A 19,561-nucleotide genomic window follows, 5' to 3' on the forward strand; every position below is an offset into this window, starting at 1 on the left:
GGGCACCGGAGCGGGCGCGCGGCATCATCGGTCCTTGTCCCCGTCCTACCGGAGCCGGGCGAGGAGGGCGTGCTCGACGAGGGTGATGAGGGCGCTCTTGGCGCTGTCCCTGCGTCGGGCGTCGAGGGTGACGATGGGGGTGTCGGGGCCGAGTTGGAGGGCTTCGCGGACCTCGTCGGCGGTGTGCGGCTGGTGGCCGTCGAAGCCGTTGAGGGCGACGACGAAGGGCAGGCCCGAGTTCTCGAAGTAGTCGAGGGCGGGGAAGCAGTCGGCGAGGCGGCGGGTGTCGACGAGGACGACGGCGCCGATGGCGCCGCGGACGAGGTCGTCCCACATGAACCAGAAGCGGTCCTGGCCGGGGGTGCCGAAGAGGTAGAGGATCAGGTCTTCGTCGAGGGTGATGCGGCCGAAGTCCATGGCGACGGTGGTCGTCGTCTTGCCCGCGGTGTGGGTGAGGTCGTCGATGCCGGCGCTGGCGCTGGTCATGACGGCTTCGGTGCGCAGCGGGTTGATCTCGGAGACGGCGCCGACGAGGGTGGTCTTGCCGACTCCGAAGCCGCCGGCGACGACGATCTTCGCGGAGGTGGTGGCGCGGCTGGGGGCGGCCGCGTTAGAGCTTGCGAAGTCCACTGAGGACCCTTTCGAGCAGCGTGACGTCAGGCGCACCGCCGGACTCGCCCGCCGCAGCGGGCTGGTGGATGGTGACGAGGCCGGCCTCGGCGAGGTCGGCGACGAGAATACGGGCAACACCCAGCGGGACCCCGGCCAGGGCCGAGATCTCCGCCACGGACTTGACCTCGCGGCAGAGTCCGACGATCCGGGCGTGCTCCGGCAGCAGGCCGCCCGAGCGCTCGGCCGAGCCGGTGGTCGAGATCAGCGCCTCGATCGCCAGCTGGTACCGGGGCCGGGTGCGGCCGCCGGTCATCGCGTACGGACGGACGAGCGGCTGCTGCTCGTAGCCGCCGGACTGCTGCTGCCCACCGTAGCCGCCGGCCTGCTGGCCGCCGTAGCCACTGCCGTACCCGTTGCCGTACGAGCCGGCCGGTGTCGGGGGCGGGGTCATAGGTCCTCCTCGTGCTGCCGCCGTTCGCAGCGGGGTTCCAGCCGGGCGGTGCCGGCTGAGGCGGTCGGCCGCCCGGGGGCGGCCGATGGTCGGTGCGCCCGACCAGGCGGGCCGGGCGCATTACGGGGGTCGGGAAATCAGTGCAGCAGGCTGCCCTGGAGTTCTGCCCGGAGGGCGGGGGTGAGGACGGCGCCTGCGCGGTCGACGAGGAGTGCCATCTCGTAGCCGACGAGGCCGATGTCGGAGTCGGGCGAGGCGAGGACGGCGAGGGCGGAGCCGTCGCTGATCGCCATGAGGAAGAGGAAGCCGCGCTCCATCTCGACGACGGTCTGGTTGACGTCGCCGCCCTCGAAGATCCGGCTGGCGCCGGAGGTCAGCGAGGTGAGGCCGGAGGCGACGGCGGCGAGCTGGTCGGCGCGGTCCCGGGGGAAGCCTTCGGACATGCACAGCAGGAGACCGTCGGCGGAGACCACCACCGTGTGCGACACCCCGGGGGTGTTGTCCACGAAATTGGTGATCAGCCAGTTCAGGTTCTGTGCGGCCTGGCTCATCTGACTCAACTCAACGCTCCTGGTGGTTCTGGCCGAAGCCGTCAAAGCCCTGCTGCTGCTGGCGACCGAAGTCGTTCTGGCCCTGGCCGGCCTGGCGTCCCTGCTGGATGCCGCGGCGCAGGTTGGTCAGCCGGCCGCGCACCTCCTCCGGGCTGCGGGAGACCTGCGGGCCGGTCAGCGGCGCCGCCTCGGCGGTGCCGGAGACCAGGTTGGCCTGCGGGGTGCGCCGGGGCAGGCCCGACGTGGTCAGCCCGCTGGTCGAGGGCTCGCGCACCTGCTCGGCACGGCGCCAGCGCTCGTCGTTGGCCGACGGACGCCACGGGGCCTCGGCGGCCTCGCGGCGGACGCCCTGGGGACCGCCCTGCGGGCCGCCCTGCTGCGGCGCCTGCGGGCGCTGCTGCGGGCCGCCCTGGGGGCCGCCCTGCTGCGGGCCCTGGGGCCGCTGCGGAGCCTGCCGCTGCGGGCCGCCCTGGGGGCCGCCCTGCTGCGGGCCCTGCGGCCGCTGCGGCGCCTGCCGCTGCTGCGGGGCCTGCGGGGCCTGCTGCTGCGGGAAGCCCGGCGCCGCGGTGCCGGGGCGCTGCGGCTGGTACTGCTGCTGAGCCTGGCCGCCGTCCTCCTGACGGAACCACTGCTGGGTGTCCTCGGGGCCGGAGCCGGTCGGCAGCGCCATCGGCTGGGCCTGCTGCTGCGGCTGCTGCCGCGGGGCAGGCTGCTCGAACGGCCGGCCGCCCTCCTGCTGGGACGGGTCCGGCAGGACAGGCTCCACCAGGCCGAGGCCCAGCGGGTCGCGCGGGTCGATGTCGCTGGCCTCGAAGCGCGGCCGGGCGAACTGCACGGTCGACTCCACCGGGGCCTGCTCGCCCTGGCCGGCAGCCGGCAGCGGCGCCTGCGGGCGCTGCTGGCCCTGGGGACGCTGCTGGCCCTGCGGGCCGGGGCCCGCCTGGCGCTGCGGCATCGGGGCGCGGCCGGCGGGGCCGCCCTGCTCCTGGGCCGGGCCGCGGCGCGGCAGGCCGCCGCCCTGTCCGGCCGGGGCACCCGGGGCGCCGGACGCACCGGGCACCCGGCGCGGCGGCTGGTTCGGCTGCTGGCCCGGCTGGTTCGGCGAGGGGTTCTCGCGCAGCGCCTGGCCGACCTCACGGGTCGGCAGGCCGCCGGTCGGGCGACCGCCCTGCGGCTGCTGCGGCTGCTGCTGCTGGGGCTGCTGCGGCGCGCCCTGCGGGCCCTGGCCGAGCTGCGGCCGGGCGGCCGGAGCGCCGGCCGGGGCCTGGCCGAGAGCAGCGGCGGCGCGGCCGGACAGCGCCTCGGCGGCACTGGCGCGGCCCTGCTGGCGCGGGGTCGGGGCGAGCCCGCGGCCCTTGCCGCCCGCGGCCGCGGCACCGCCGGAGCGGTTGCCGCCGCGGCGGTCGGCGGAGTTGGTGACGTCGACCGGCAGCATGACGAGCGCGGTGGTGCCGCCCGAGTCGCTGGGGCGCAGCTGGATGCGGATGCCGTGTCGCAGGGACAGGCGGCCGACCACGAAGAGACCCATGCGGCGGGAGACGGAGACGTCGACGGTGGGCGGGCTCGCGAGGCGCTCGTTGATGTCCGCGAGGTCGTCGGGGCTCAGGCCGATACCGGTGTCGTGGATCTCGACCAGCACGCGGCCGTCGGGCAGCGCGTGGCCGGTGACCCGGACGCGGGTCTGCGGGCTGGAGAACGAGGTCGCGTTCTCGAGCAGCTCGGCGAGGAGGTGGACGAGGTCGTTGACGACGCGGCCGGCGACCTCGGTCGACGGCACCGCGGCGAGTTCGATGCGCTCGTACTGCTCCACCTCGGACGCGGCGGCGCGGAGCACGTCGACCAGCGGCACGGGGCGGGTCCAGCGGCGGCCCGGGTCCTCACCCGCGAGGACGAGGAGGTTCTCACCGTTGCGGCGCATGCGGGTCGCGAGGTGGTCCAGCTTGAAGAGGCTGGCCAGCTGGTCCGGGTCGGCCTCGCGGCTCTCCAGCTCGGAGATGAGCGACAGCTGGCGCTGGATGAGGCCCTGGCTGCGGCGCGAGAGGTTGGTGAACATCGCGTTGATGTTGCCTCGCAGAAGGGCCTGCTCGGCGGCGAGGCGGACGGCCTCGCGGTGCACCATGTCGAACGCGGAGGCCACGTGGCCGATCTCGTCCGCGGAGTCGACGCCGACGGGCTCGACGGTGACGTCGACGTCGTGCGGGTCGCTCTCCGAGAGGGTCTTGACCAGCTCGGGCAGGCGGCGCTCGGCGACGTCCTCGGCCGCGGCCTGCAGACGGGTCAGCGAGCGCACCATCGAGCGGGCCACGATCGCGGCACCGGCGATGGCGACGATGAGGACGACCGCGACCAGGGCGCCGTTGACCAGCGCCTCGGTGTCGGCGTCGTTCTGCAGCTTCTGCGCCTTGCCGTCCAGGACCTCCAGCAGCTGCGACTCGATCCGCTGCTCGGCGTTGATCTTGACGCTGGCGGCGTCGTACCAGTCCGTGTAGGAGCGCGGGTCGGTCTGCCGGATGCCGTTGGTGTTCAGCACCTGCTGGGTGTACCGGTCGGTGTCCGCGATGGTCTGGTTGAAGCTCAGGCTGGAGCGCAGCTTCCGGGCCTCTTCGTCGCCGTAGATGGCGGTGAAGTTGGCGAGCGCGCTCTCCTCGGAGACCTGGAGGCGGATGCCGAAGGTCTCGTCCGAGGGGGAGAGGTCGGCCTTCTGCGGCCGGGCGAGCGCGGCCGAGATCAGCGCGCGCTGCATGGAGGAGTTCTCCTTGGACAGCGCGAACTGGGTGAGCGCTCGGGTGATCTTGATCAGCTCGGTCGAGTTCGACGCGATCGCGATCTCCTCGGTGATACCGATCAGACCCTTGATGATGACGTCGTAGTTCAGGACCGTTGACTGGATGTTGTCCTTGTTGGAGTACGCCGAACCGCGCGCCTCCGACAGCTGGTTGAGGTCCTTGCGGACCTGCAGCAGCAGCGCCTTGCCACCGGCGAGGTCGAGCTCGTCGAACTTGTCGGCACTGGTGGCGAAGGCCTTGCTCAGCTGGTCGGTGGTCTTCCGCGCGTCGAGGACGTCCGGATCCTCCCGGTCGTTCTTGGTCGTCAGCGGGCCGGCGCTGATGTCGCGCTCGGTCTCCAGTGCGTCGGCCAGCGCGGTCGCCTTGCGGGCGAGGTCCGCGAGGTCGCTCATCTGCGCCAGCTGGCGGGAGTTCTCCATCGAGGCCTGCACACGCAGACCACCGAGCGCCAGCGCGACGATCACGGGGAGCAGCAGCAGTGCGATCAGACGCGTACGGATGCGCCAGTTGCGCAGCGCGAATCTGTTGAGGCCGGTTGCCCGGCGGTAGTTGAGCGTGCTGCGCAGCCGCGCACGGCCGGACTTCTTGTCGGCCGAGTCGTGGCCGTCCGTGACCGTGTCGTCGGCTGGCTCGGTGGTGCCGGTGGCCTGGCCTGCCGTCGGCGCTGCCTGGTGGGGGCCTGCCACGGGCTCGCGCGACTCCGGGTCACCCGCGGCGCCGCTGCCCCTCTTGAAACGTCCCTGCACTGGCGTCGCAACCTCTGGACCGGGCGCCCCTCCCCGCTGTCGCGGAGGGGGACGGTGTCGAGTTTTTCCGTGGCATTCCAGCACAGCGGGGGAAGTCCAACAAGGGGCGTTATGACACGGTGTCCTGAGCTACCGACCGCGCGCACGCTCTCACGGTCTGTTCGGTTACCTGCAGGTAATACGGCTTTTTTCGGACACGGAGCACCCATCGGCCGATTCGGAGCCGCCCGGGCATGTGTGACCAATGTCCGAATTGCCGTAAATGTCGGGATTCTCGAACCGTCCCGAATGTCCGAGAAGCGAGAATTCCTCTTGAAAATGTGACCAAGGTCACAGATTAATGTGTAGCTTTGGTCACGGCTCCTGTGACAGGAGATCCTTACCCTTGGCGGCAGGGCTGTTGCAAGGTCGATGTGATCTTGCAAAGCGCCTGGTCATCGGGGGTGTGACCGGAAAGACCGAAGCTCCGTTGGTGTGAGTGACCTCTCAAGTCGCTTACTACCAACGGAGCTTCGGTGTTCTGTGAGTCTTCCATGCCCGCGGCCGTGCTGTCGTGCGTTGTCACCGGTGCGGGTGACGGGCCCGAGGCGTGGGACCCGCGGGATCGGCGCGGACGGCGGTATCCACTGCTCGCACTGGTCCGCGCGGCGGCCTGCGCGGTGGTGGCCGGGGCCCGTTCGTACGCGGCGATTGGTCAGTGGCTACGGCGCGCCCCGCAGCACACGCTGGAGAGGCTGGGCTTCCCGCCGCGCGGCGCGCTGGGCGTGCGGCCGGCGGCGTCGATGGACACTGTGCGCCGTGTGGTCGAGAAGCTGAACCCGGCCGGGCTCGCTGTCCTGCTGCAGCCGGTCGGCGAGCCGGGTCCCCGGCCACGCCGGCTCGCGGCGGACGGCAAGAGCGCGAGGGGCTCACGCACCCGAGACCGGCAGGCCGCCCACCTGCTCTCGGTCGTCGACCAGGACGACCGTCTGCTGGCTCAGCTGCGGGTGCCGGACGGGACGAACGAGATCCCGTGCCTGCGGGACCTGCTGGCGGCGCTGGACATCTCCGGTACGGTCGTCACCGCCGACGCCCTGCACACCCAGGTCGAGACCGCCCGGTTCCTGGTCGAGGACAAGAAGGCCCACTTCGTCCTGACGGTGAAGGCCAACCAGCCGACCCTGCACGCCAGCTGCCGGGCCTTGCCCTGGAAGCAGGCCACCGCCAAGTACTACGACCGCAGCCGGGGCCACGGTCGCACCGAGACCCGGGTCGTCCAGGTCCTCACCGTCTCCCACTTCGCGTTCCCGCACGTCAGGCAGGTCGCCCGGATCACTCGTCACCGCACCGAACAGGCCACCGGCAAGCGGACCCGCGAGACCGTCTACGTGGTCACCGACCTGCCCTCGTCGCGGGCGAAGCCCGAGAACCTCGCCCAGGCCGTCCGCGGGCACTGGGGCATCGAGAACAAGATCCACTACGTTCGTGACACCCTCTGGGACGAGGACCGTTCCCAGGTCCGCACCGGTCACGGCCCGGAGAACATGGCCGGCTTGCGCAACACCGCGCTCAACCACCTGCGCGCCGACGGCGCCACCAACATCGCCGCGGCCGTCCGCGACCTGTCCTACGAACCCTTCACCAAGCCCCTCGACCTCCTCGGCATCCCCCGTTGACCAGCGCGAATGCCAGAGAAATCAGACCTTGCAAGAGCCCTGCCCTTGGGACTTCGCCGACCTGCCCGGGGCGGTCGCCTCCCAGCAGCCGCGCGAGTACGCCTCCGACCTGCCGGCCGTCACGGCCAACCCGCGCCGCACCCAGCTGATGGTGGCGCCCGCGCCGCGCCTCCCGCAGGACTGACCCCGCACCTCCCGCGAAGGGGCACCGGCCGCCGCGGCCGGTGCCCCTTCGCGCATGCGTGCGTGCGGACGCCCCGCGGGGCGCGCCGGGGCCGGGCGCGCGCCGCCCGGCCTTGTGCGGCCCGGCCGGGGCGGGCCCACGCGATAGCCTGGGGATGATCGAGCAGGCCGACGAACCGAGAGGTTGCAGGGTGCGTATCGCCAGGTTTTCCGTCCGGGAGGGGAGCCCTGCCGCGGGCAGCGTCTCCTTCGGCGTCGTCGAGGGCGATGTCGCCCAACCCGATTCCCTGGTGGTGCATGCACTCGCCGGCCACCCCTTCGGCCAGCCGCAGCCGACCGGTGAGACCTACCGGATGCAGGACGTCCGGCTGCTGGCGCCGATGCTGCCCAACAAGATCGTCGCGGTCGGCCGCAACTACGCGGCGCACGCCGCCGAGCTCGGCAACGAGGTCCCGGACGTCCCGCTGACCTTCTTCAAGCCGTCCACCTCGGTGATCGGCCCGACCGAGTCGATCGCCTACCCGCCGTTCTCCGCGGACGTGCAGCACGAGGCGGAGCTCGCCGTGGTGATCGGCCGGATGTGCCGCGAGGTGCCGCTGGAGCGGGTGCCCGAGGTGATCCTCGGCTACACCTGCGCCAACGACGTCACCGCCCGCGACGTGCAGCAGCGCGAGGGCCAGTGGGCCCGCGCCAAGGGCTTCGACACCTCCTGCCCGCTCGGCCCGTGGATCGAGACCGAGCTGGACCCGTCGGACCTGGCGATCACCTGCACCGTCAACGGCGAGCTCCGGCAGACCGGCCGCACCTCCCTGATGGTGCGTTCGATCGCCGAACTGATCGTCCACATCTCCGAGGCGATGACGCTCCTGCCGGGCGACGTCGTCCTCACCGGCACCCCCGCGGGTGTCGGCCCCATCCATGTCGGCGACGAGGTCGCCGTCTCCGTCGAAGGCATCGGCACTCTCGCCAACAAGGTGATCAAGCGTGGCTAACTCCACCCCGGGCTCGGACGTCCGGGTCCGTTTCTGCCCGTCCCCGACCGGCAACCCGCACGTCGGGCTGGTCCGCACCGCCCTCTTCAACTGGGCCTTCGCCCGCCACCACGGCGGCACGCTGGTGTTCCGCATCGAGGACACCGACGCGGCCCGCGACTCCGAGGACTCGTACAACCAGCTGCTCGACGCCATGCGCTGGCTCGGCTTCGACTGGGACGAGGGCCCCGAGGTCGGCGGCCCGCACGCGCCCTACCGGCAGTCGCAGCGGATGGACATCTACGCCGACGTCGCCCGCCGCCTGCACGAGGCCGGCCACGCCTACCACTGCTACTGCTCCACCGAGGAGCTGGACGCCCGCCGCGAGGCCGCCCGCGCCGCCGGAAAGCCCTCCGGCTACGACGGCCACTGCCGTGAGCTGAGCGAGGACCAGGTCGCCGTCTACAAGCTGGAGGGCCGCTCGCCGATCCTCCGCTTCCGGATGCCCGACACCGCGCTCTCCTTCGACGACCTCGTCCGCGGCCCGGTCACCTTCGACCCCAAGGACGTGCCGGACTACGGCATCGTCCGGGCCAACGGCGCCCCGCTGTACACCCTGGTCAACCCGGTCGACGACGCGCTGATGGGCATCACCCACGTGCTGCGGGGCGAGGACCTGCTCTCCTCCACGCCCCGTCAGATCGCGCTGTACGCGGCGCTCGCCGACATCGGCGTGGGCGCCGGCGCCACCCCGCGCTTCGGCCACCTGCCGTACGTGATGGGCGAGGGCAACAAGAAGCTCTCCAAGCGCGACCCGCAGGCCTCGCTCAACCTCTACCGGGAGCGCGGCTTCCTGCCCGAGGGCCTGCTCAACTACCTCGCGCTGCTCGGCTGGTCGCTCTCCGAGGACCGCGACCGCTTCTCCATGGCGGAGATGGTCGAGGCGTTCGACATCGCCAAGGTCAACGCCAACCCGGCCCGCTTCGACCTGAAGAAGTGCGAGGCGATCAACGCCGAGCACCTGCGCGCCCTCGACCCGGAGGAGTTCGTCCGCCGGCTGGTGCCGTACCTGCAGGCCGCCGGCCTGCTGCCGGCCGAGCCGACCGCCGGGCAGCTCGACCTGCTCGCCAAGGCGGCCCCGCTCACCCAGGAGCGGATGGTCGTGCTGGGCGAGATCGTCTCCATGGCGGGCTTCCTCTTCGTCGACCCGGCCGACTTCGCCGTCGACCCGGACGACGCCGCCAAGGCGCTCGGCGCGGACGCCCGCCCGGTGCTGGAGGCCTCGATCAAGGCCCTGGAGGCCCTGGAGGACTTCGGCCCCGAGCCGATCCAGGCCGTGCTGCGCGAGGCCCTGGTGGACGGCCTCGGCATCAAGCCGAAGTTCGCCTTCACGCCGCTGCGGGTGGCCGTCACCGGCCGCCGGGTCTCCCCGCCGCTGTTCGAGTCGATGGAGCTGCTGGGCCGCCCCGAGACGCTGCGCCGGCTGACGGCCGCTCTGGAGCTCGTACCGGCCTCCTGAGCCCTTCGCGGAGCCTGTGGGCCTGGTGCGCTGACCAGGCCCGCAGGCGCCCGGCGCCCTGCCTGCGGTTATCGATTTTGGAGCGGGGCCCGGCGTCGGGTAATGTTCTTTCTGCGCCGCCCGGGCAGGGAGGCGCGAGACACCGAGCGAAGACCCCGCAGGGGTTGAACTCCGGTGGGGTATGGTGTAATTGGCAGCACGACTGATTCTGGTTCAGTTAGTCTAGGTTCGAGTCCTGGTACCCCAGCGCAGTACAAGCAGTAGTGCAAGCCCCCGTTGTGTAGCGGCCTAGCACGCCGCCCTCTCAAGGCGGTAGCGCCGGTTCGAATCCGGTCGGGGGTACGCAGTTTCTTCGGAAAATTGCATAGTGAATGAGTATGCCCCCGTTGTGTAGCGGCCTAGCACGCCGCCCTCTCAAGGCGGTAGCGCCGGTTCGAATCCGGTCGGGGGTACTCAGCACCACCTCGGTGGTGCGGGCCCCCGTTGTGTAGCGGCCTAGCACGCCGCCCTCTCAAGGCGGTAGCGCCGGTTCGAATCCGGTCGGGGGTACTTTTGGGGTATGGTGTAATTGGCAGCACGAGTGATTCTGGTTCATTTAGTCTAGGTTCGAGTCCTGGTACCCCAGCCAACAAGCTCCGGGTGACCGGGGCTTTTTTGTTTTCCCGCATTCCCGGGCATTTCCCGGACCGTCCCGGGCATTCCCGTGCGCAGCTCGAAGGGCCCGCTCCGTATTCCGGAGCGGGCCCCTGCTGTTCCCGGGCCGAATTCGGTCAGCCGCGGCGCAGCGCCTCGGTGAGGCGGTTGGCGGCCTCGATGATGGCCTGGGCGTGCAGCCGGCCCGGGTGGCGGGTCAGCCGCTCGATCGGGCCGGAGACCGAGACGGCGGCCACGACCCGGTTGGAGGGCCCGCGGACGGGTGCGGAGACGGAGGCCACGCCGGGCTCGCGCTCGCCGATCGACTGGGCCCAGCCGCGGCGCCGGACGCCGCTGAGGGCGGTCGCGGTGAAGCGGGCGCCCTGCAGGCCGCGGTGGAGGCGCTCGGGCTCCTCCCAGGCGAGCAGGACCTGCGCGGCGGAGCCGGCCTTCATCGGCAGGGTGGAGCCGACCGGGACGGTGTCCCGCAGGCCGGAGAGCCGCTCGGCGGCGGCGACGCAGATCCGCATCTCGCCCTGGCGGCGGTAGAGCTGGGCGCTCTCGCCGGTGACGTCGCGCAGGTGCGTGAGCACCGGCCCGGCGGTGGCGAGGAGGCGGTCCTCGCCCGCGGCGGCGGAGAGCTCGGCGAGTCGGGGGCCGAGGATGAACCGGCCCTGCATGTCCCTGGTGACCAGGCGGTGGTGTTCGAGTGCGACGGCGAGTCGGTGGGCCGTGGGCCGCGCCAGACCGGTGGCGGCGACCAGCCCCGCCAGCGTGGCGGGGCCCGACTCCAGTGCGCTCAGCACCAGAGCGGCCTTGTCGAGAACGCCGACGCCGCTAGTGTTGTCCATGTCTCGATACTGCAGTCTCAGTGGGCGAGACGCAAGTTCAATCTTGCGAGAAAAGCGCCACTCTTGATGCAGCAGCCCGGGAGACACCCAGGATGGACCCTCACCAAAGCGTCCACATCCTGGACAGACGATCCGGCGTGCAGGTCGCGACTCGCAGCGAGCCTCACCAGGGCGGCTCGGGAAGAGACCCCGACGACACGAGAAGGCCGGCAATGCGGCCGGCTGGAGGGAAAGCGATGGGACGGACACTCGCAGAGAAGGTCTGGGACGACCACGTCGTCCGGCGCGCGGAGGGCGAGCCCGACCTCCTCTTCATCGACCTGCACCTGCTGCACGAGGTCACCAGCCCCCAGGCCTTCGACGGTCTCCGGCTGGCCGGCCGCAAGGTCCGCCGCACCGATCTCACGATCGCCACCGAGGACCACAACACCCCGACCCTGGACATCGACAAGCCGATCGCCGACCCCGTCTCGAAGATCCAGCTGGAGACGCTGCGCAAGAACGCCGCCGAGTTCGGCGTGCGCATCCACTCGCTGGGCGACGTCGAGCAGGGCGTCGTGCACGTGGTCGGTCCTCAGCTCGGCCTGACCCAGCCCGGCACCACCGTGGTCTGCGGCGACTCCCACACCTCCACCCACGGCGCCTTCGGCGCGCTGGCGTTCGGCATCGGCACCAGCCAGGTCGAGCACGTGCTGGCCACCCAGACGCTGCCGCTGGCCCCGTTCAGGACCATGGCCATCACCGTCGAGGGCGAACTCCCCGAGGGCGTCACCGCCAAGGACCTGATCCTGGCCATCATCGCCAAGATCGGCACCGGCGGCGGCCAGGGCTACGTCCTGGAGTACCGCGGCTCGGCCATCCGCAGCCTCTCCATGGAGGCCCGGATGACCATCTGCAACATGTCCATCGAGGCGGGCGCCCGGGCCGGCATGATCGCCCCCGACGACACCACCTTCGAGTACCTCCGGGGCCGTCCGCACGCCCCCGCCGGCGAGGACTGGGACGCCGCCGTCGAGTACTGGCGCACGCTGGCCACCGACGAGGACGCGGTCTTCGACGCCGAGGTCTTCATCGACGCCAACTCCCTGACCCCGTTCGTCACCTGGGGCACCAACCCGGGCCAGGGCGCCCCGCTCGGCGCCAACGTCCCGAACCCCGAGGACTTCGAGGACCCGCAGGAGCGCATCGCCGCCGAGAACGCCCTCAAGTACATGGGCCTGGAGGCCGGCACCCCGCTGCGCGAGGTCTCCGTCGACGCCGTCTTCGTGGGCTCCTGCACCAACGGCCGGATCGAGGACCTGCGGGCCGCCGCCGACATCCTGGACGGCCGGCAGATCGCCGACGGCGTGCGCATGCTGGTCGTCCCCGGCTCCGTCCGGGTCGCCCTGCAGGCCGTCGAGGAGGGCCTGGACAAGGTCTTCACCGCGGCCGGCGCCGAGTGGCGCCATGCGGGCTGCTCGATGTGCCTCGGCATGAACCCGGACCAGCTGGCCCCGGGCGAGCGCTGCGCCTCGACCTCGAACCGCAACTTCGAGGGCCGCCAGGGCAAGGGCGGCCGCACCCACCTGGTGTCCCCGCAGGTCGCCGCCGCGACCGCGGTGCTGGGCCGCCTGGCCTCGCCCGCCGACCTGTCCGACCGCGTCGCCGTGGAGGCCTGAGCACCATGGAGAAGTTCACCACCCACACCGGCCGGGCCGTCCCGCTGCGCCGCTCCAACGTGGACACCGACCAGATCATCCCGGCGCACTGGCTGAAGAAGGTCACCCGCTCGGGCTTCGAGGACGGCCTGTTCGAGGCCTGGCGCAAGGACGAGGAGTTCGTCCTCAACCGCCCCGAGCGGCAGGGCGCCAGCGTCCTGGTGGCCGGCCCCGAGTTCGGCACCGGCTCCTCCCGCGAGCACGCCGTCTGGGCGCTGCAGAACTACGGTTTCCAGGCCGTCATCTCCTCGCGCTTCGCCGACATCTTCCGCGGCAACTCGCTGAAGAACGGCCTGCTGACCGTCGTCCTGCCGCAGGAGACCGTCGAGCGGCTGTGGGAGCTCACCGAGGCCGACCCGACGGCCGAGATCACCGTCGACCTGGAGGCCCGCGAGGTTCGCGCCGAGGGCGTCACCGCGTCGTTCGAGCTCGACGACAACGTCCGCTGGCGCCTGCTGAACGGCCTGGACGACATCAGCATCACGCTGCAGAACGAGGCCGACATCGCCGCATTCGAGGCGACCCGCCCGTCCTTCAAGCCGCGCACGCTGCCGGTGGCCTGAGCCCCGGCACAGCCTCCGTACGCCGGATGGCCCGCCTCCCTTCGGGGGGGCGGGCCATCCGCCGTTCGGGCCCGGGAACGTCCGCCCGGGCCCCGCACCCGGGCCGGAGTTCGAGTCGGAGTTCGGGACTGACGCCGACTCGGAACGGGTCCGGGCATTTGCCCAAGAGCCCCCTTGCGCAGGGCACATCACAACAGATGGCACAATCGTTGCATGCACCGGCACGACGAACCTCCGTACGCGGGTGGCGATCCCGCGCACCCGGAGGCGGCCGGCGGTGCACCCGGTGGTCGAATTGACGACCGGACGGACGACCGGTCCTCACCTGCTGAGGAACCGGACGAGTCGGAAGTCGCAGCGCTCTACGCGCTTGTGGCCGAGCGGTTGAAGCAAGCCCACGCTCGCGTATCTGCGCTGAACGTGTCCGCGGAAGCAAAGACCGCTCTCACCCGTCAACTGCTGATCGTCACCGAGACCGCCAAGCGTGATCTCCCGGGGGCGGCCCGGCGGTTGAGTCGCTTTGTGCAGGACCTCGACGCGGGGCGCCCGCCGCTCGGCTGAGGTCGCGAACGCGCAAATCCATTGCGACACTAGGGTGATTCACGCGTTTGGTAATTGAAAGTCCGCAGATACATACCTAACGTGCGAAATGAACGGATGGATTCATCCGCGCCCGTTTCCGAAGGGGAAGACGTGAACAAGGCTCAGCTTGTCGAAGCGGTGGCCGAGCAGCTGGGCGGTCGCAAGGCTGCCGCAGAGGCCGTCGACGCAGTGCTCGACACCATGGTGCGTGCCGTCGTGGCCGGTGACCGCGTCTCGGTCACCGGCTTCGGCACCTTCGAGAAGGTGGAGCGCTCCGCGCGCTTCGCCCGCAACCCGCAGACCGGTGAGCGCGTCAAGGTCAAGAAGACCTCGGTCCCGCGCTTCCGCCCCGGCCAGGGCTTCAAGGACCTCGTCAGCGGCGCCAAGAAGCTGCCGAAGGAAGGCCCCTCGGTCAAGAAGGCCCCCAAGGGCTCGCTCACCCCGGGCAAGGGCGGTGCCACCACGGCCGCCGCCAAGCGCGCTGCCACCAAGCGCGTCGCGGCCGCCGCCGGCACCGCAGCCGCGGCCACCAAGAAGACGGCCGCGAAGAAGGCCGTCACCACCCGCACCACCGCGGCGGCGGCCAAGAAGACCACCGCGGCGGCCAAGAAGGCGGCTCCCGCCAAGACTGCCGCAGCGGCCAAGAAGACCGCCACGACGGCCAAGAAGGCGGCTCCCGCCAAGACTGCCGCAGCGGCCAAGAAGACCACCGCGGCGGCCAAGAAGACCGCCACGACGGCCAAGACCGCTCCGGCGAAGAAGACCACGACGCGCAAGACCACCGCGCGCAAGACCGCCGCCAAGTAGGCTCTGTCGGCCCTTCGGGCGACGGCCGGTCAGACCACGGCGAGAGCTGCGGCGGCCCGCAGATCCGGGATTCCGGAGGCGGGTCGGCGCAGCTCTTTCGCGTTGTCCGGGGTGCGTGTTGCGGAGCGCGCGTCCGGGGCGCATGCCCCGGCGGGGTTCAGCCCTCGGCGCCCGGGTCGGGGAAGGTCTGCAGCGTCACGAAGACCACCCGGCGCGCGTCGCCCGCGCCCTCGGTGCGGATGCGCACCCGCTGGCCGGGCCGCAGCAGCCGCAGGCCCCCGGCGTCGAAGGCCGCGGCGTCGAACGGCACCGGCGTGCCGTCGTCGAGCAGGACGGAGCCCGTCCGGGTGGCGGGATCGAAGGTGAACGCGGTGGCCTGCATGGCCGCAAGCATAGCGAGCGGTCACACCAGGGCGGCCGCCGCGGCGGCCGTCCGCGGGCCCACCCCGAGGGCCAGCGCCTCGCGCAGGTCGTCCCCGGTGTCCACGTCCCGCCGCACCGAGGCGACGTGCGCCAACTCCAGTTCCAGCGCCCCGCCGAGGGCGTGCCGGGAACGCGATCCCTCCCCGAACGCCGGGCGCAGCGCAGCGCCGCCCGGAGCGGCCAGCAGCGTGGTGCCCACCCCCGGTGCGTCCGCCAGGAACGCCCGGCCGTCCGGCGGCACCGCCGCCAGCACACGGGCGAGTTCGGCCGGGCGCAGGGCCGGAAGGTCGGCGGAGAGCGCGGCCACCGGGGCGTGCGGGGCGATCGCGGCGGCGCGTGCCGCGCCGTGCACCAGCGCGGCGTTGAGGCCGCCCCTGGGTTCGTCCGGCACCACCAGGACGCCGAGCCGAGCGAGTTGCGCCCCGGCCGCGGCGTCCCGGGTCACCGCCAGCACCCGGGCCACCGCCGGGCACGCCAGCGCCGCCTCCGCGGTGTCCAGTGCGAAGGCCAGCGCCAGCTGCGGCCGGTGCACCCCGGCGAACGGCTCCAGCCGGCTCTTGGCCACCGCCGGGGGCTTCACCGGCAGCACCAGCGACCAGCCGGAGCGGGCCGGTGGGAGCGCCGGACGGCCGGCGGGGCGTACGGTGTCCTCGGTCATCGGCGCCATTGTGGCGTCGGCTTCCGGGCAGCGGCCAGCCGCCGCGATCCGCGTGCGTTTGGTCACTCGCCCGGCGCCCACCCAGGGCGGCTGCTCGACAGGCGGTCCGCCCGCGGGTGAGACTGGTCGGCGCCCCGGGCCCTCCCGGCCGTCCGGCCGGTGGAGAGCAGCAGGTCACACCCCGTCCGAACGCGGCAGCGAACGGCGCACGGGAGTCCGCGCCGAGGCCCCGACCGGACAGACCGGGAGGCGATCGAGACCGCGGCACCCCCCGTGCCGCACCGGATGAGGAGGAGCTGGGTGGCCCGCCGCTCGTACGCCAGGTTCGGCAACGCCGACTACGGGATCTGGTACCGCTTCGCGGCCGTCCTCGTGAAGCCGGTGACCAACGCGCTGGCCAGGACCGACTGGCGCGGTTGGGAGCACCTTCCCGAGGAGGGCGGCTTCATCGCCGCGGTCAACCACAACTCGGTCATCGACCCGGTGTTCTACGCCCACTGGCAGTACAACAGCGGCCGCCCGCCGCGGATACTCGGCAAGTCCCAGCTGTTCTCGGTGCCGTTCATCGGCTTCATGCTCCGCAAGACCGGCCAGATCCCGGTGTTCCGCGAGTCCACCGACGCCGCCGAGGCGTTCCGCGCCGCGATCGAGGCCATCGACGGCGGCCAGTGCGTGCAGTTCTACCCGGAGGGCACGCTCACCCGGGACCCGGACCTGTGGCCGATGACCGGCAAGAGCGGCGCCGCCCGCGTCGCGCTGATGACCGGCGCGCCGGTGATCCCGGTCGCCCACTGGGGCGCGCACGAGATCATCCCGCCGTACGGCCGCGGCGGTAAGGGCAAGTACCACTTCTTTCCCCGGCACAAGGTGACGGTGGCGGCCGGCCCGCCGGTCGACCTGAGCAAGTACCAGGGCCAGGAACTCACCGCACAGGTGCTCAGGGACGCCACCGAGGACATCATGGCGGCCATCACCGCCGTCCTGGAGGAGGTCCGCGGCGAGAAGGCCCCGGCCGAGCGCTACGACATGCGCAGGGCCGCCCGCGAGCGCGCCGCCGCCGCGGCCGCCAAGGGCGACCGGGCCCGCAAGAACGACACCGAGGACGGTGCCCGGTGACCCGCTGCGCCGTTTTCGGCACCGGCTCCTGGGGCACCGCCTTCGCCATGGTGCTGGCCGACGCCGGCTGCGAGGTCGTGCTCTGGGGGCGCCGCAAGGAACTCGTCGAGGCGATCGACCGCACCCACGAGAACCCCGACTACCTCCCGGGCATCCCGCTGCCCGCGGCGGTGCGCGCCACCACCGACGCCGCCGAGGCGCTGGCCGGCGCCGACTTCGCGGTGCTCGCGGTGCCCTCGCAGACGCTGCGCGCCAACCTGGCCGCGTGGGCGCCGCTGATCGAGCCGCAGACCGTCCTGGTCAGCCTGATGAAGGGCATCGAACTCGGCACCGCGGAGCGGATGAGCGAGGTGATCCAGGAGGTCGCCGGGGTCGGCCCGGAGCGCGTCGCGGTCGTCTCCGGCCCCAACCTGGCCATGGAGATCGCCCGTCGGCAGCCTGCCGCCAGCGTGGTCGCCTGCACCGACGAGGCGGTCGCCCAGCGCTTCCAGAAGGCCTGCCACACCCCGTACTTCCGCCCCTACACCAACACCGACGTGGTGGGCTGCGAGCTCGGCGGCGCGGTGAAGAACGTCATCGGCCTGGCCGTCGGCATGGCGGCCGGCATGGGCCTCGGCGACAACACCAAGGCCACGCTGATCACCCGCGGCCTGGCCGAGACGACCAGGCTCGGCCTCGCTCTCGGCGCGGACGCGCACACCTTCGCCGGCCTCGCGGGCATGGGCGACCTGGTCGCCACCTGCTCCTCGCCGCTGTCGCGCAACAACACCTTCGGCATGAACCTCGGCAAGGGCATGACCCTGGAGGAGACCGTCGCCGCCACCCGGCAGACCGCGGAGGGCGTGAAGTCCTGCGAGTCCGTGCTCGACCTGGCCCGCCGCAACGGCGTCGACATGCCGATCGTGCAGGCGGTCGTCGACGTGGTGCACAACGGCCGCCCCACCCAGGAGGTCCTGGCCGGTCTGATGGCGCGCTCCGCGAAGCCGGAGCGACGGTGACCGGAACCACGGGTCTCGCACGGTAGTCTCACGTCCGATATGAGCATCGAACAGACCTCCCCGAACCAGCCCGGCGGCAAGCCCCGGGTCGCGATCGTCTTCGGTGGCCGCAGTTCCGAGCACGGCATCTCGGTCGTCACGGCCGCGAGCGTGCTGCGCGCGATCGACCGGAGCAAGTACGAGGTGCTGCCGATCGGCATCACCCACGAGGGCCGCTGGGCGCTGGTCGGCGACGAGCCGTCCCGGATGGCCATCACCGACGGCAAGCTTCCCGACGTCGCCCAGGTCGCCGAGCACGTCGAGGGCCAGGTCGCGCTGCCGCTCGCCCCGGGCAACCGCGAGGTGGTCCTGAGCGAGCCCGGCAGCACCCCCAAGGTGCTCGGCGAGGTCGACGTCGTCCTGCCGCTGCTGCACGGTCCCTGGGGCGAGGACGGCACGCTGCAGGGCATGCTGGAGCTCTCCGGGGTGCCCTACGTCGGCTCCGGCGTGCTGGCCAGCGCGGTCGGCATGGACAAGGAGTTCACCAAGCGCGTCCTCGCCTCGCACGGCATCGGCGTCGGCGACTGGACGGTCGTCCGCCCGCGCGAGTGGGAGACCGAGGAGGGCCGCGCCGCCGCCCGCGAGCGGATCGCCGCACTCGGCCTGCCGCTGTTCGTGAAGCCCTGCCGGGCCGGCTCGTCCATGGGCATCAGCAAGGTCAAGGACCTCGCCGACCTGGACGCGGCGATCGAGGAGGCCCGCAGCCACGACCCCAAGGTCATCGTGGAGAAGGGCGTCGAGGGCCGCGAGATCGAGTGCGCCGTCCTGGAGTTCGAGGACGGCCCGCGGGCCAGCCTGCCGGCCGAGGTCCTGGTCGGCGGCGACTTCGAGTTCTACGACTTCGAGGCCAAGTACATCGACTCCTCGGACGTCGAGATCCCGGCGAAGCTCACCACCGAGGAGACCGCCGAGATCCGCCGCCAGGCCGTCGCCGCGTTCGAGGCGCTCGGCTGCGAGGGCCTCGCCCGGGTCGACTTCTTCCTGCTGAACGACGGCCGGTGGATGGTCAACGAGATCAACACCATGCCCGGCTTCACCCCGATCTCCGCCTACCCGAAGATGTGGGAGGCCACCGGGATGCCCTACCCGGAGCTGATCGACCGTCTGCTGCAGGCGGCCCTGCGCCGCTCCACCGGCCTGCGGTAATCCGGGGATTGCCGAGGGGCGCGGAGAACCACGTGTTCCCCGCGCCCCTGCGGTCTCCCTCAGAGGCCTTCGGGGACGGCCGCCTTCACCGCGTCGGAGATCGCCGGGATCGGGTCGGCGTAGTTCGGGTAGGCGCCCTTGGGCACCAGCACCTCCACGTACGCCTTGCGCAGCGTGGTCACGAAGCGGTACCCGCCCTCGCCGTCCTGGGAGAAGCCCCACTGCACCCCGTTGACCTCGGGGGAGTTCTTCAGCGGGTCGTCGTCGAGGTACGCGGGGCGCTCGATGCCGCAGCGCAGCACCGTCCGCGGCGAGCTCGCCCAGGCGGCGGTGTACGGCGAGGCGGGCGACGGGTCCCGGCGGTCGTGGCCCTGGACGGACGCCGGGAGCGCCCGGTCGAGGGCGTCGCAGTACCGCGCCACGGCGGCCTGCGGCACCGGCGGCGCGATCTCGTCACCGCCGCCGTTGCCGACGAGCAGCAGGACGCACCCCAGCAGCGCCGCGGGCGGGGCGAGCCAGCGGACGGGGGCGGGCGTCATTGCGAGCCGACGGGAGGAAGCCACCCGCCGATCGT

General features: G+C 72.1%; 19 protein-coding genes and 5 tRNA genes. 16 read left to right on the forward strand and 8 right to left on the reverse strand.

The genetic code is table 11. From position 1 onward, the window contains the following. Positions 1-45: 45 nt before the first annotated feature. The 4 genes from ACQ614_RS23695 to ACQ614_RS23710 form a co-directional block, all read right to left on the reverse strand. Entirely contained in the window at positions 46-630 is a 585-nt protein-coding gene (locus tag ACQ614_RS23695; protein ID WP_363491571.1) for a GTP-binding protein, read from the reverse strand. Next, positions 611-1,063 carry a DUF742 domain-containing protein gene (locus tag ACQ614_RS23700; RefSeq protein ID WP_030277985.1) on the reverse strand — a complete coding sequence of 151 codons (453 nt, stop codon included), beginning with the start codon at positions 1,061-1,063 and terminating at the stop codon, positions 611-613. Before ACQ614_RS23700 ends, ACQ614_RS23695 begins: the two co-directional genes overlap by 20 nt. Positions 1,064-1,200: 137 nt before the next feature. Further along, entirely contained in the window at positions 1,201-1,614 is a 414-nt protein-coding gene (locus ACQ614_RS23705; RefSeq protein WP_035873530.1) for a roadblock/LC7 domain-containing protein, read from the reverse strand. Positions 1,615-1,624: 10 nt separating this feature from the next. After that, positions 1,625-5,086: a sensor histidine kinase gene (locus ACQ614_RS23710; RefSeq protein ID WP_431680664.1), complete on the reverse strand. Its 3,462-nt coding sequence runs from the start codon at positions 5,084-5,086 to the stop codon at positions 1,625-1,627. A 593-nt stretch (positions 5,087-5,679) separates the two neighbouring features. Between ACQ614_RS23710 and ACQ614_RS23715 the strand changes: the two genes are divergently transcribed. The 9 genes from ACQ614_RS23715 to ACQ614_RS23755 all read left to right on the forward strand — a co-directional run bounded on the left by ACQ614_RS23715 (position 5,680) and on the right by ACQ614_RS23755 (position 10,102). Then, a complete protein-coding gene (locus ACQ614_RS23715) occupies positions 5,680-6,801 on the forward strand; it encodes an ISAs1 family transposase (protein ID WP_431676013.1) in 1,122 nt (373 codons plus the stop codon). A gap of 28 nt (positions 6,802-6,829) precedes the next feature. Beyond that, positions 6,830-6,985, forward strand: coding sequence for a hypothetical protein (locus ACQ614_RS23720; protein ID WP_431680665.1), 156 nt, complete (start codon positions 6,830-6,832; stop codon positions 6,983-6,985). Between the two features lie 190 nt (positions 6,986-7,175). Beyond that, the gene (locus ACQ614_RS23725) at positions 7,176-7,976 is read left to right on the forward strand and encodes a fumarylacetoacetate hydrolase family protein (protein WP_431680666.1); all 801 of its coding nucleotides are present in this window, start codon (positions 7,176-7,178) and stop codon (positions 7,974-7,976) included. Further along, positions 7,969-9,474: a glutamate--tRNA ligase gene (gltX, locus tag ACQ614_RS23730; RefSeq protein WP_431680667.1), complete on the forward strand. Its 1,506-nt coding sequence runs from the start codon at positions 7,969-7,971 to the stop codon at positions 9,472-9,474. The genes ACQ614_RS23725 and gltX overlap by 8 nt, the downstream gene beginning before the upstream one ends. A gap of 175 nt (positions 9,475-9,649) precedes the next feature. Next, positions 9,650-9,721 (forward strand) — tRNA-Gln (locus ACQ614_RS23735). Between the two features lie 22 nt (positions 9,722-9,743). Next, positions 9,744-9,816 (forward strand) — tRNA-Glu (locus tag ACQ614_RS23740). 37 nt (positions 9,817-9,853) lie between these two features. Next, positions 9,854-9,926, forward strand: a tRNA-Glu gene (locus ACQ614_RS23745). 24 nt (positions 9,927-9,950) lie between these two features. Then, positions 9,951-10,023 (forward strand) — tRNA-Glu (locus ACQ614_RS23750). Between the two features lie 4 nt (positions 10,024-10,027). Next, positions 10,028-10,102, forward strand: a tRNA-Gln gene (locus ACQ614_RS23755). A 142-nt stretch (positions 10,103-10,244) separates the two neighbouring features. Here the strand turns inward: ACQ614_RS23755 and ndgR are convergent. Continuing rightward, the gene (ndgR, locus tag ACQ614_RS23760) at positions 10,245-10,958 is read right to left on the reverse strand and encodes an IclR family transcriptional regulator NdgR (protein WP_030275730.1); all 714 of its coding nucleotides are present in this window, start codon (positions 10,956-10,958) and stop codon (positions 10,245-10,247) included. 236 nt (positions 10,959-11,194) lie between these two features. Here ndgR and leuC point away from each other — a divergent pair, with 236 nt between their 5' ends. The 4 genes from leuC to ACQ614_RS23780 all read left to right on the forward strand — a co-directional run bounded on the left by leuC (position 11,195) and on the right by ACQ614_RS23780 (position 14,607). Next, on the forward strand, positions 11,195-12,616 hold the full coding sequence (leuC, locus tag ACQ614_RS23765) for a 3-isopropylmalate dehydratase large subunit (protein WP_431680668.1): 1,422 nt from the start codon (positions 11,195-11,197) through the stop codon (positions 12,614-12,616). Between the two features lie 5 nt (positions 12,617-12,621). Then, a complete protein-coding gene (leuD, locus tag ACQ614_RS23770) occupies positions 12,622-13,218 on the forward strand; it encodes a 3-isopropylmalate dehydratase small subunit (RefSeq protein WP_363491565.1) in 597 nt (198 codons plus the stop codon). A 372-nt stretch (positions 13,219-13,590) separates the two neighbouring features. Further along, positions 13,591-13,779 (forward strand): hypothetical protein, encoded by a 189-nt coding sequence (locus ACQ614_RS23775; RefSeq protein ID WP_078661527.1) that lies wholly within the window; start codon positions 13,591-13,593, stop codon positions 13,777-13,779. A gap of 132 nt (positions 13,780-13,911) precedes the next feature. Next, entirely contained in the window at positions 13,912-14,607 is a 696-nt protein-coding gene (locus tag ACQ614_RS23780; protein WP_431680670.1) for an HU family DNA-binding protein, read from the forward strand. A gap of 157 nt (positions 14,608-14,764) precedes the next feature. Here the strand turns inward: ACQ614_RS23780 and ACQ614_RS23785 are convergent, their stop codons facing one another. Further along, positions 14,765-14,989 (reverse strand): hypothetical protein, encoded by a 225-nt coding sequence (locus ACQ614_RS23785; RefSeq protein ID WP_363491563.1) that lies wholly within the window; start codon positions 14,987-14,989, stop codon positions 14,765-14,767. A 21-nt stretch (positions 14,990-15,010) separates the two neighbouring features. After that, a complete protein-coding gene (gene cofC / locus ACQ614_RS23790; RefSeq protein ID WP_431680671.1) occupies positions 15,011-15,688 on the reverse strand; it encodes a 2-phospho-L-lactate guanylyltransferase in 678 nt (225 codons plus the stop codon). A 285-nt stretch (positions 15,689-15,973) separates the two neighbouring features. Here cofC and ACQ614_RS23795 point away from each other — a divergent pair, with 285 nt between their 5' ends. Genes ACQ614_RS23795 through ACQ614_RS23805 form a run of 3 tightly spaced genes read left to right on the forward strand, consistent with a single transcriptional unit; the run spans position 15,974 to position 18,987 of the window. Continuing rightward, on the forward strand, positions 15,974-16,804 hold the full coding sequence (locus ACQ614_RS23795; protein ID WP_431680672.1) for a lysophospholipid acyltransferase family protein: 831 nt from the start codon (positions 15,974-15,976) through the stop codon (positions 16,802-16,804). Further along, positions 16,801-17,802 (forward strand): NAD(P)H-dependent glycerol-3-phosphate dehydrogenase, encoded by a 1,002-nt coding sequence (locus tag ACQ614_RS23800; protein WP_431680674.1) that lies wholly within the window; start codon positions 16,801-16,803, stop codon positions 17,800-17,802. Before ACQ614_RS23795 ends, ACQ614_RS23800 begins: the two co-directional genes overlap by 4 nt. Before the next feature lie 39 nt (positions 17,803-17,841). Continuing rightward, the gene (locus ACQ614_RS23805; RefSeq protein ID WP_431680675.1) at positions 17,842-18,987 is read left to right on the forward strand and encodes a D-alanine--D-alanine ligase family protein; all 1,146 of its coding nucleotides are present in this window, start codon (positions 17,842-17,844) and stop codon (positions 18,985-18,987) included. 59 nt (positions 18,988-19,046) lie between these two features. Here ACQ614_RS23805 and ACQ614_RS23810 read toward each other — a convergent pair whose 3' ends face one another. Continuing rightward, the gene (locus tag ACQ614_RS23810) at positions 19,047-19,550 is read right to left on the reverse strand and encodes a DUF3515 domain-containing protein (protein ID WP_431680677.1); all 504 of its coding nucleotides are present in this window, start codon (positions 19,548-19,550) and stop codon (positions 19,047-19,049) included. Positions 19,551-19,561: the final 11 nt, after the last annotated feature.

Source organism: Kitasatospora dryopteridis, from assembly GCF_050749075.1.
Taxonomy (GTDB): Bacteria; Actinomycetota; Actinomycetes; order Streptomycetales; family Streptomycetaceae; genus Kitasatospora.

Excerpts from the sequence above, each read along its gene's own strand:
- ACQ614_RS23700 (WP_030277985.1), bottom strand. The coding sequence starts at position 1,063 with ATGACCCCGCCCCCGACACCGGCCGGCTCGTACGGCAACGGGTACGGC.
- ACQ614_RS23705 (WP_035873530.1), bottom strand. The coding sequence starts at position 1,614 with ATGAGCCAGGCCGCACAGAACCTGAACTGGCTGATCACCAATTTCGTG.
- ACQ614_RS23715 (WP_431676013.1), top strand. The coding sequence starts at position 5,680 with ATGCCCGCGGCCGTGCTGTCGTGCGTTGTCACCGGTGCGGGTGACGGG.
- ndgR (WP_030275730.1), bottom strand. The coding sequence starts at position 10,958 with ATGGACAACACTAGCGGCGTCGGCGTTCTCGACAAGGCCGCTCTGGTG.
- leuC (WP_431680668.1), top strand. The coding sequence starts at position 11,195 with ATGGGACGGACACTCGCAGAGAAGGTCTGGGACGACCACGTCGTCCGG.
- leuD (WP_363491565.1), top strand. The coding sequence starts at position 12,622 with ATGGAGAAGTTCACCACCCACACCGGCCGGGCCGTCCCGCTGCGCCGC.
- ACQ614_RS23785 (WP_363491563.1), bottom strand. The coding sequence starts at position 14,989 with ATGCAGGCCACCGCGTTCACCTTCGATCCCGCCACCCGGACGGGCTCC.
- cofC (WP_431680671.1), bottom strand. The coding sequence starts at position 15,688 with ATGACCGAGGACACCGTACGCCCCGCCGGCCGTCCGGCGCTCCCACCG.
- ACQ614_RS23795 (WP_431680672.1), top strand. The coding sequence starts at position 15,974 with ATGAGGAGGAGCTGGGTGGCCCGCCGCTCGTACGCCAGGTTCGGCAAC.
- ACQ614_RS23805 (WP_431680675.1), top strand. The coding sequence starts at position 17,842 with ATGAGCATCGAACAGACCTCCCCGAACCAGCCCGGCGGCAAGCCCCGG.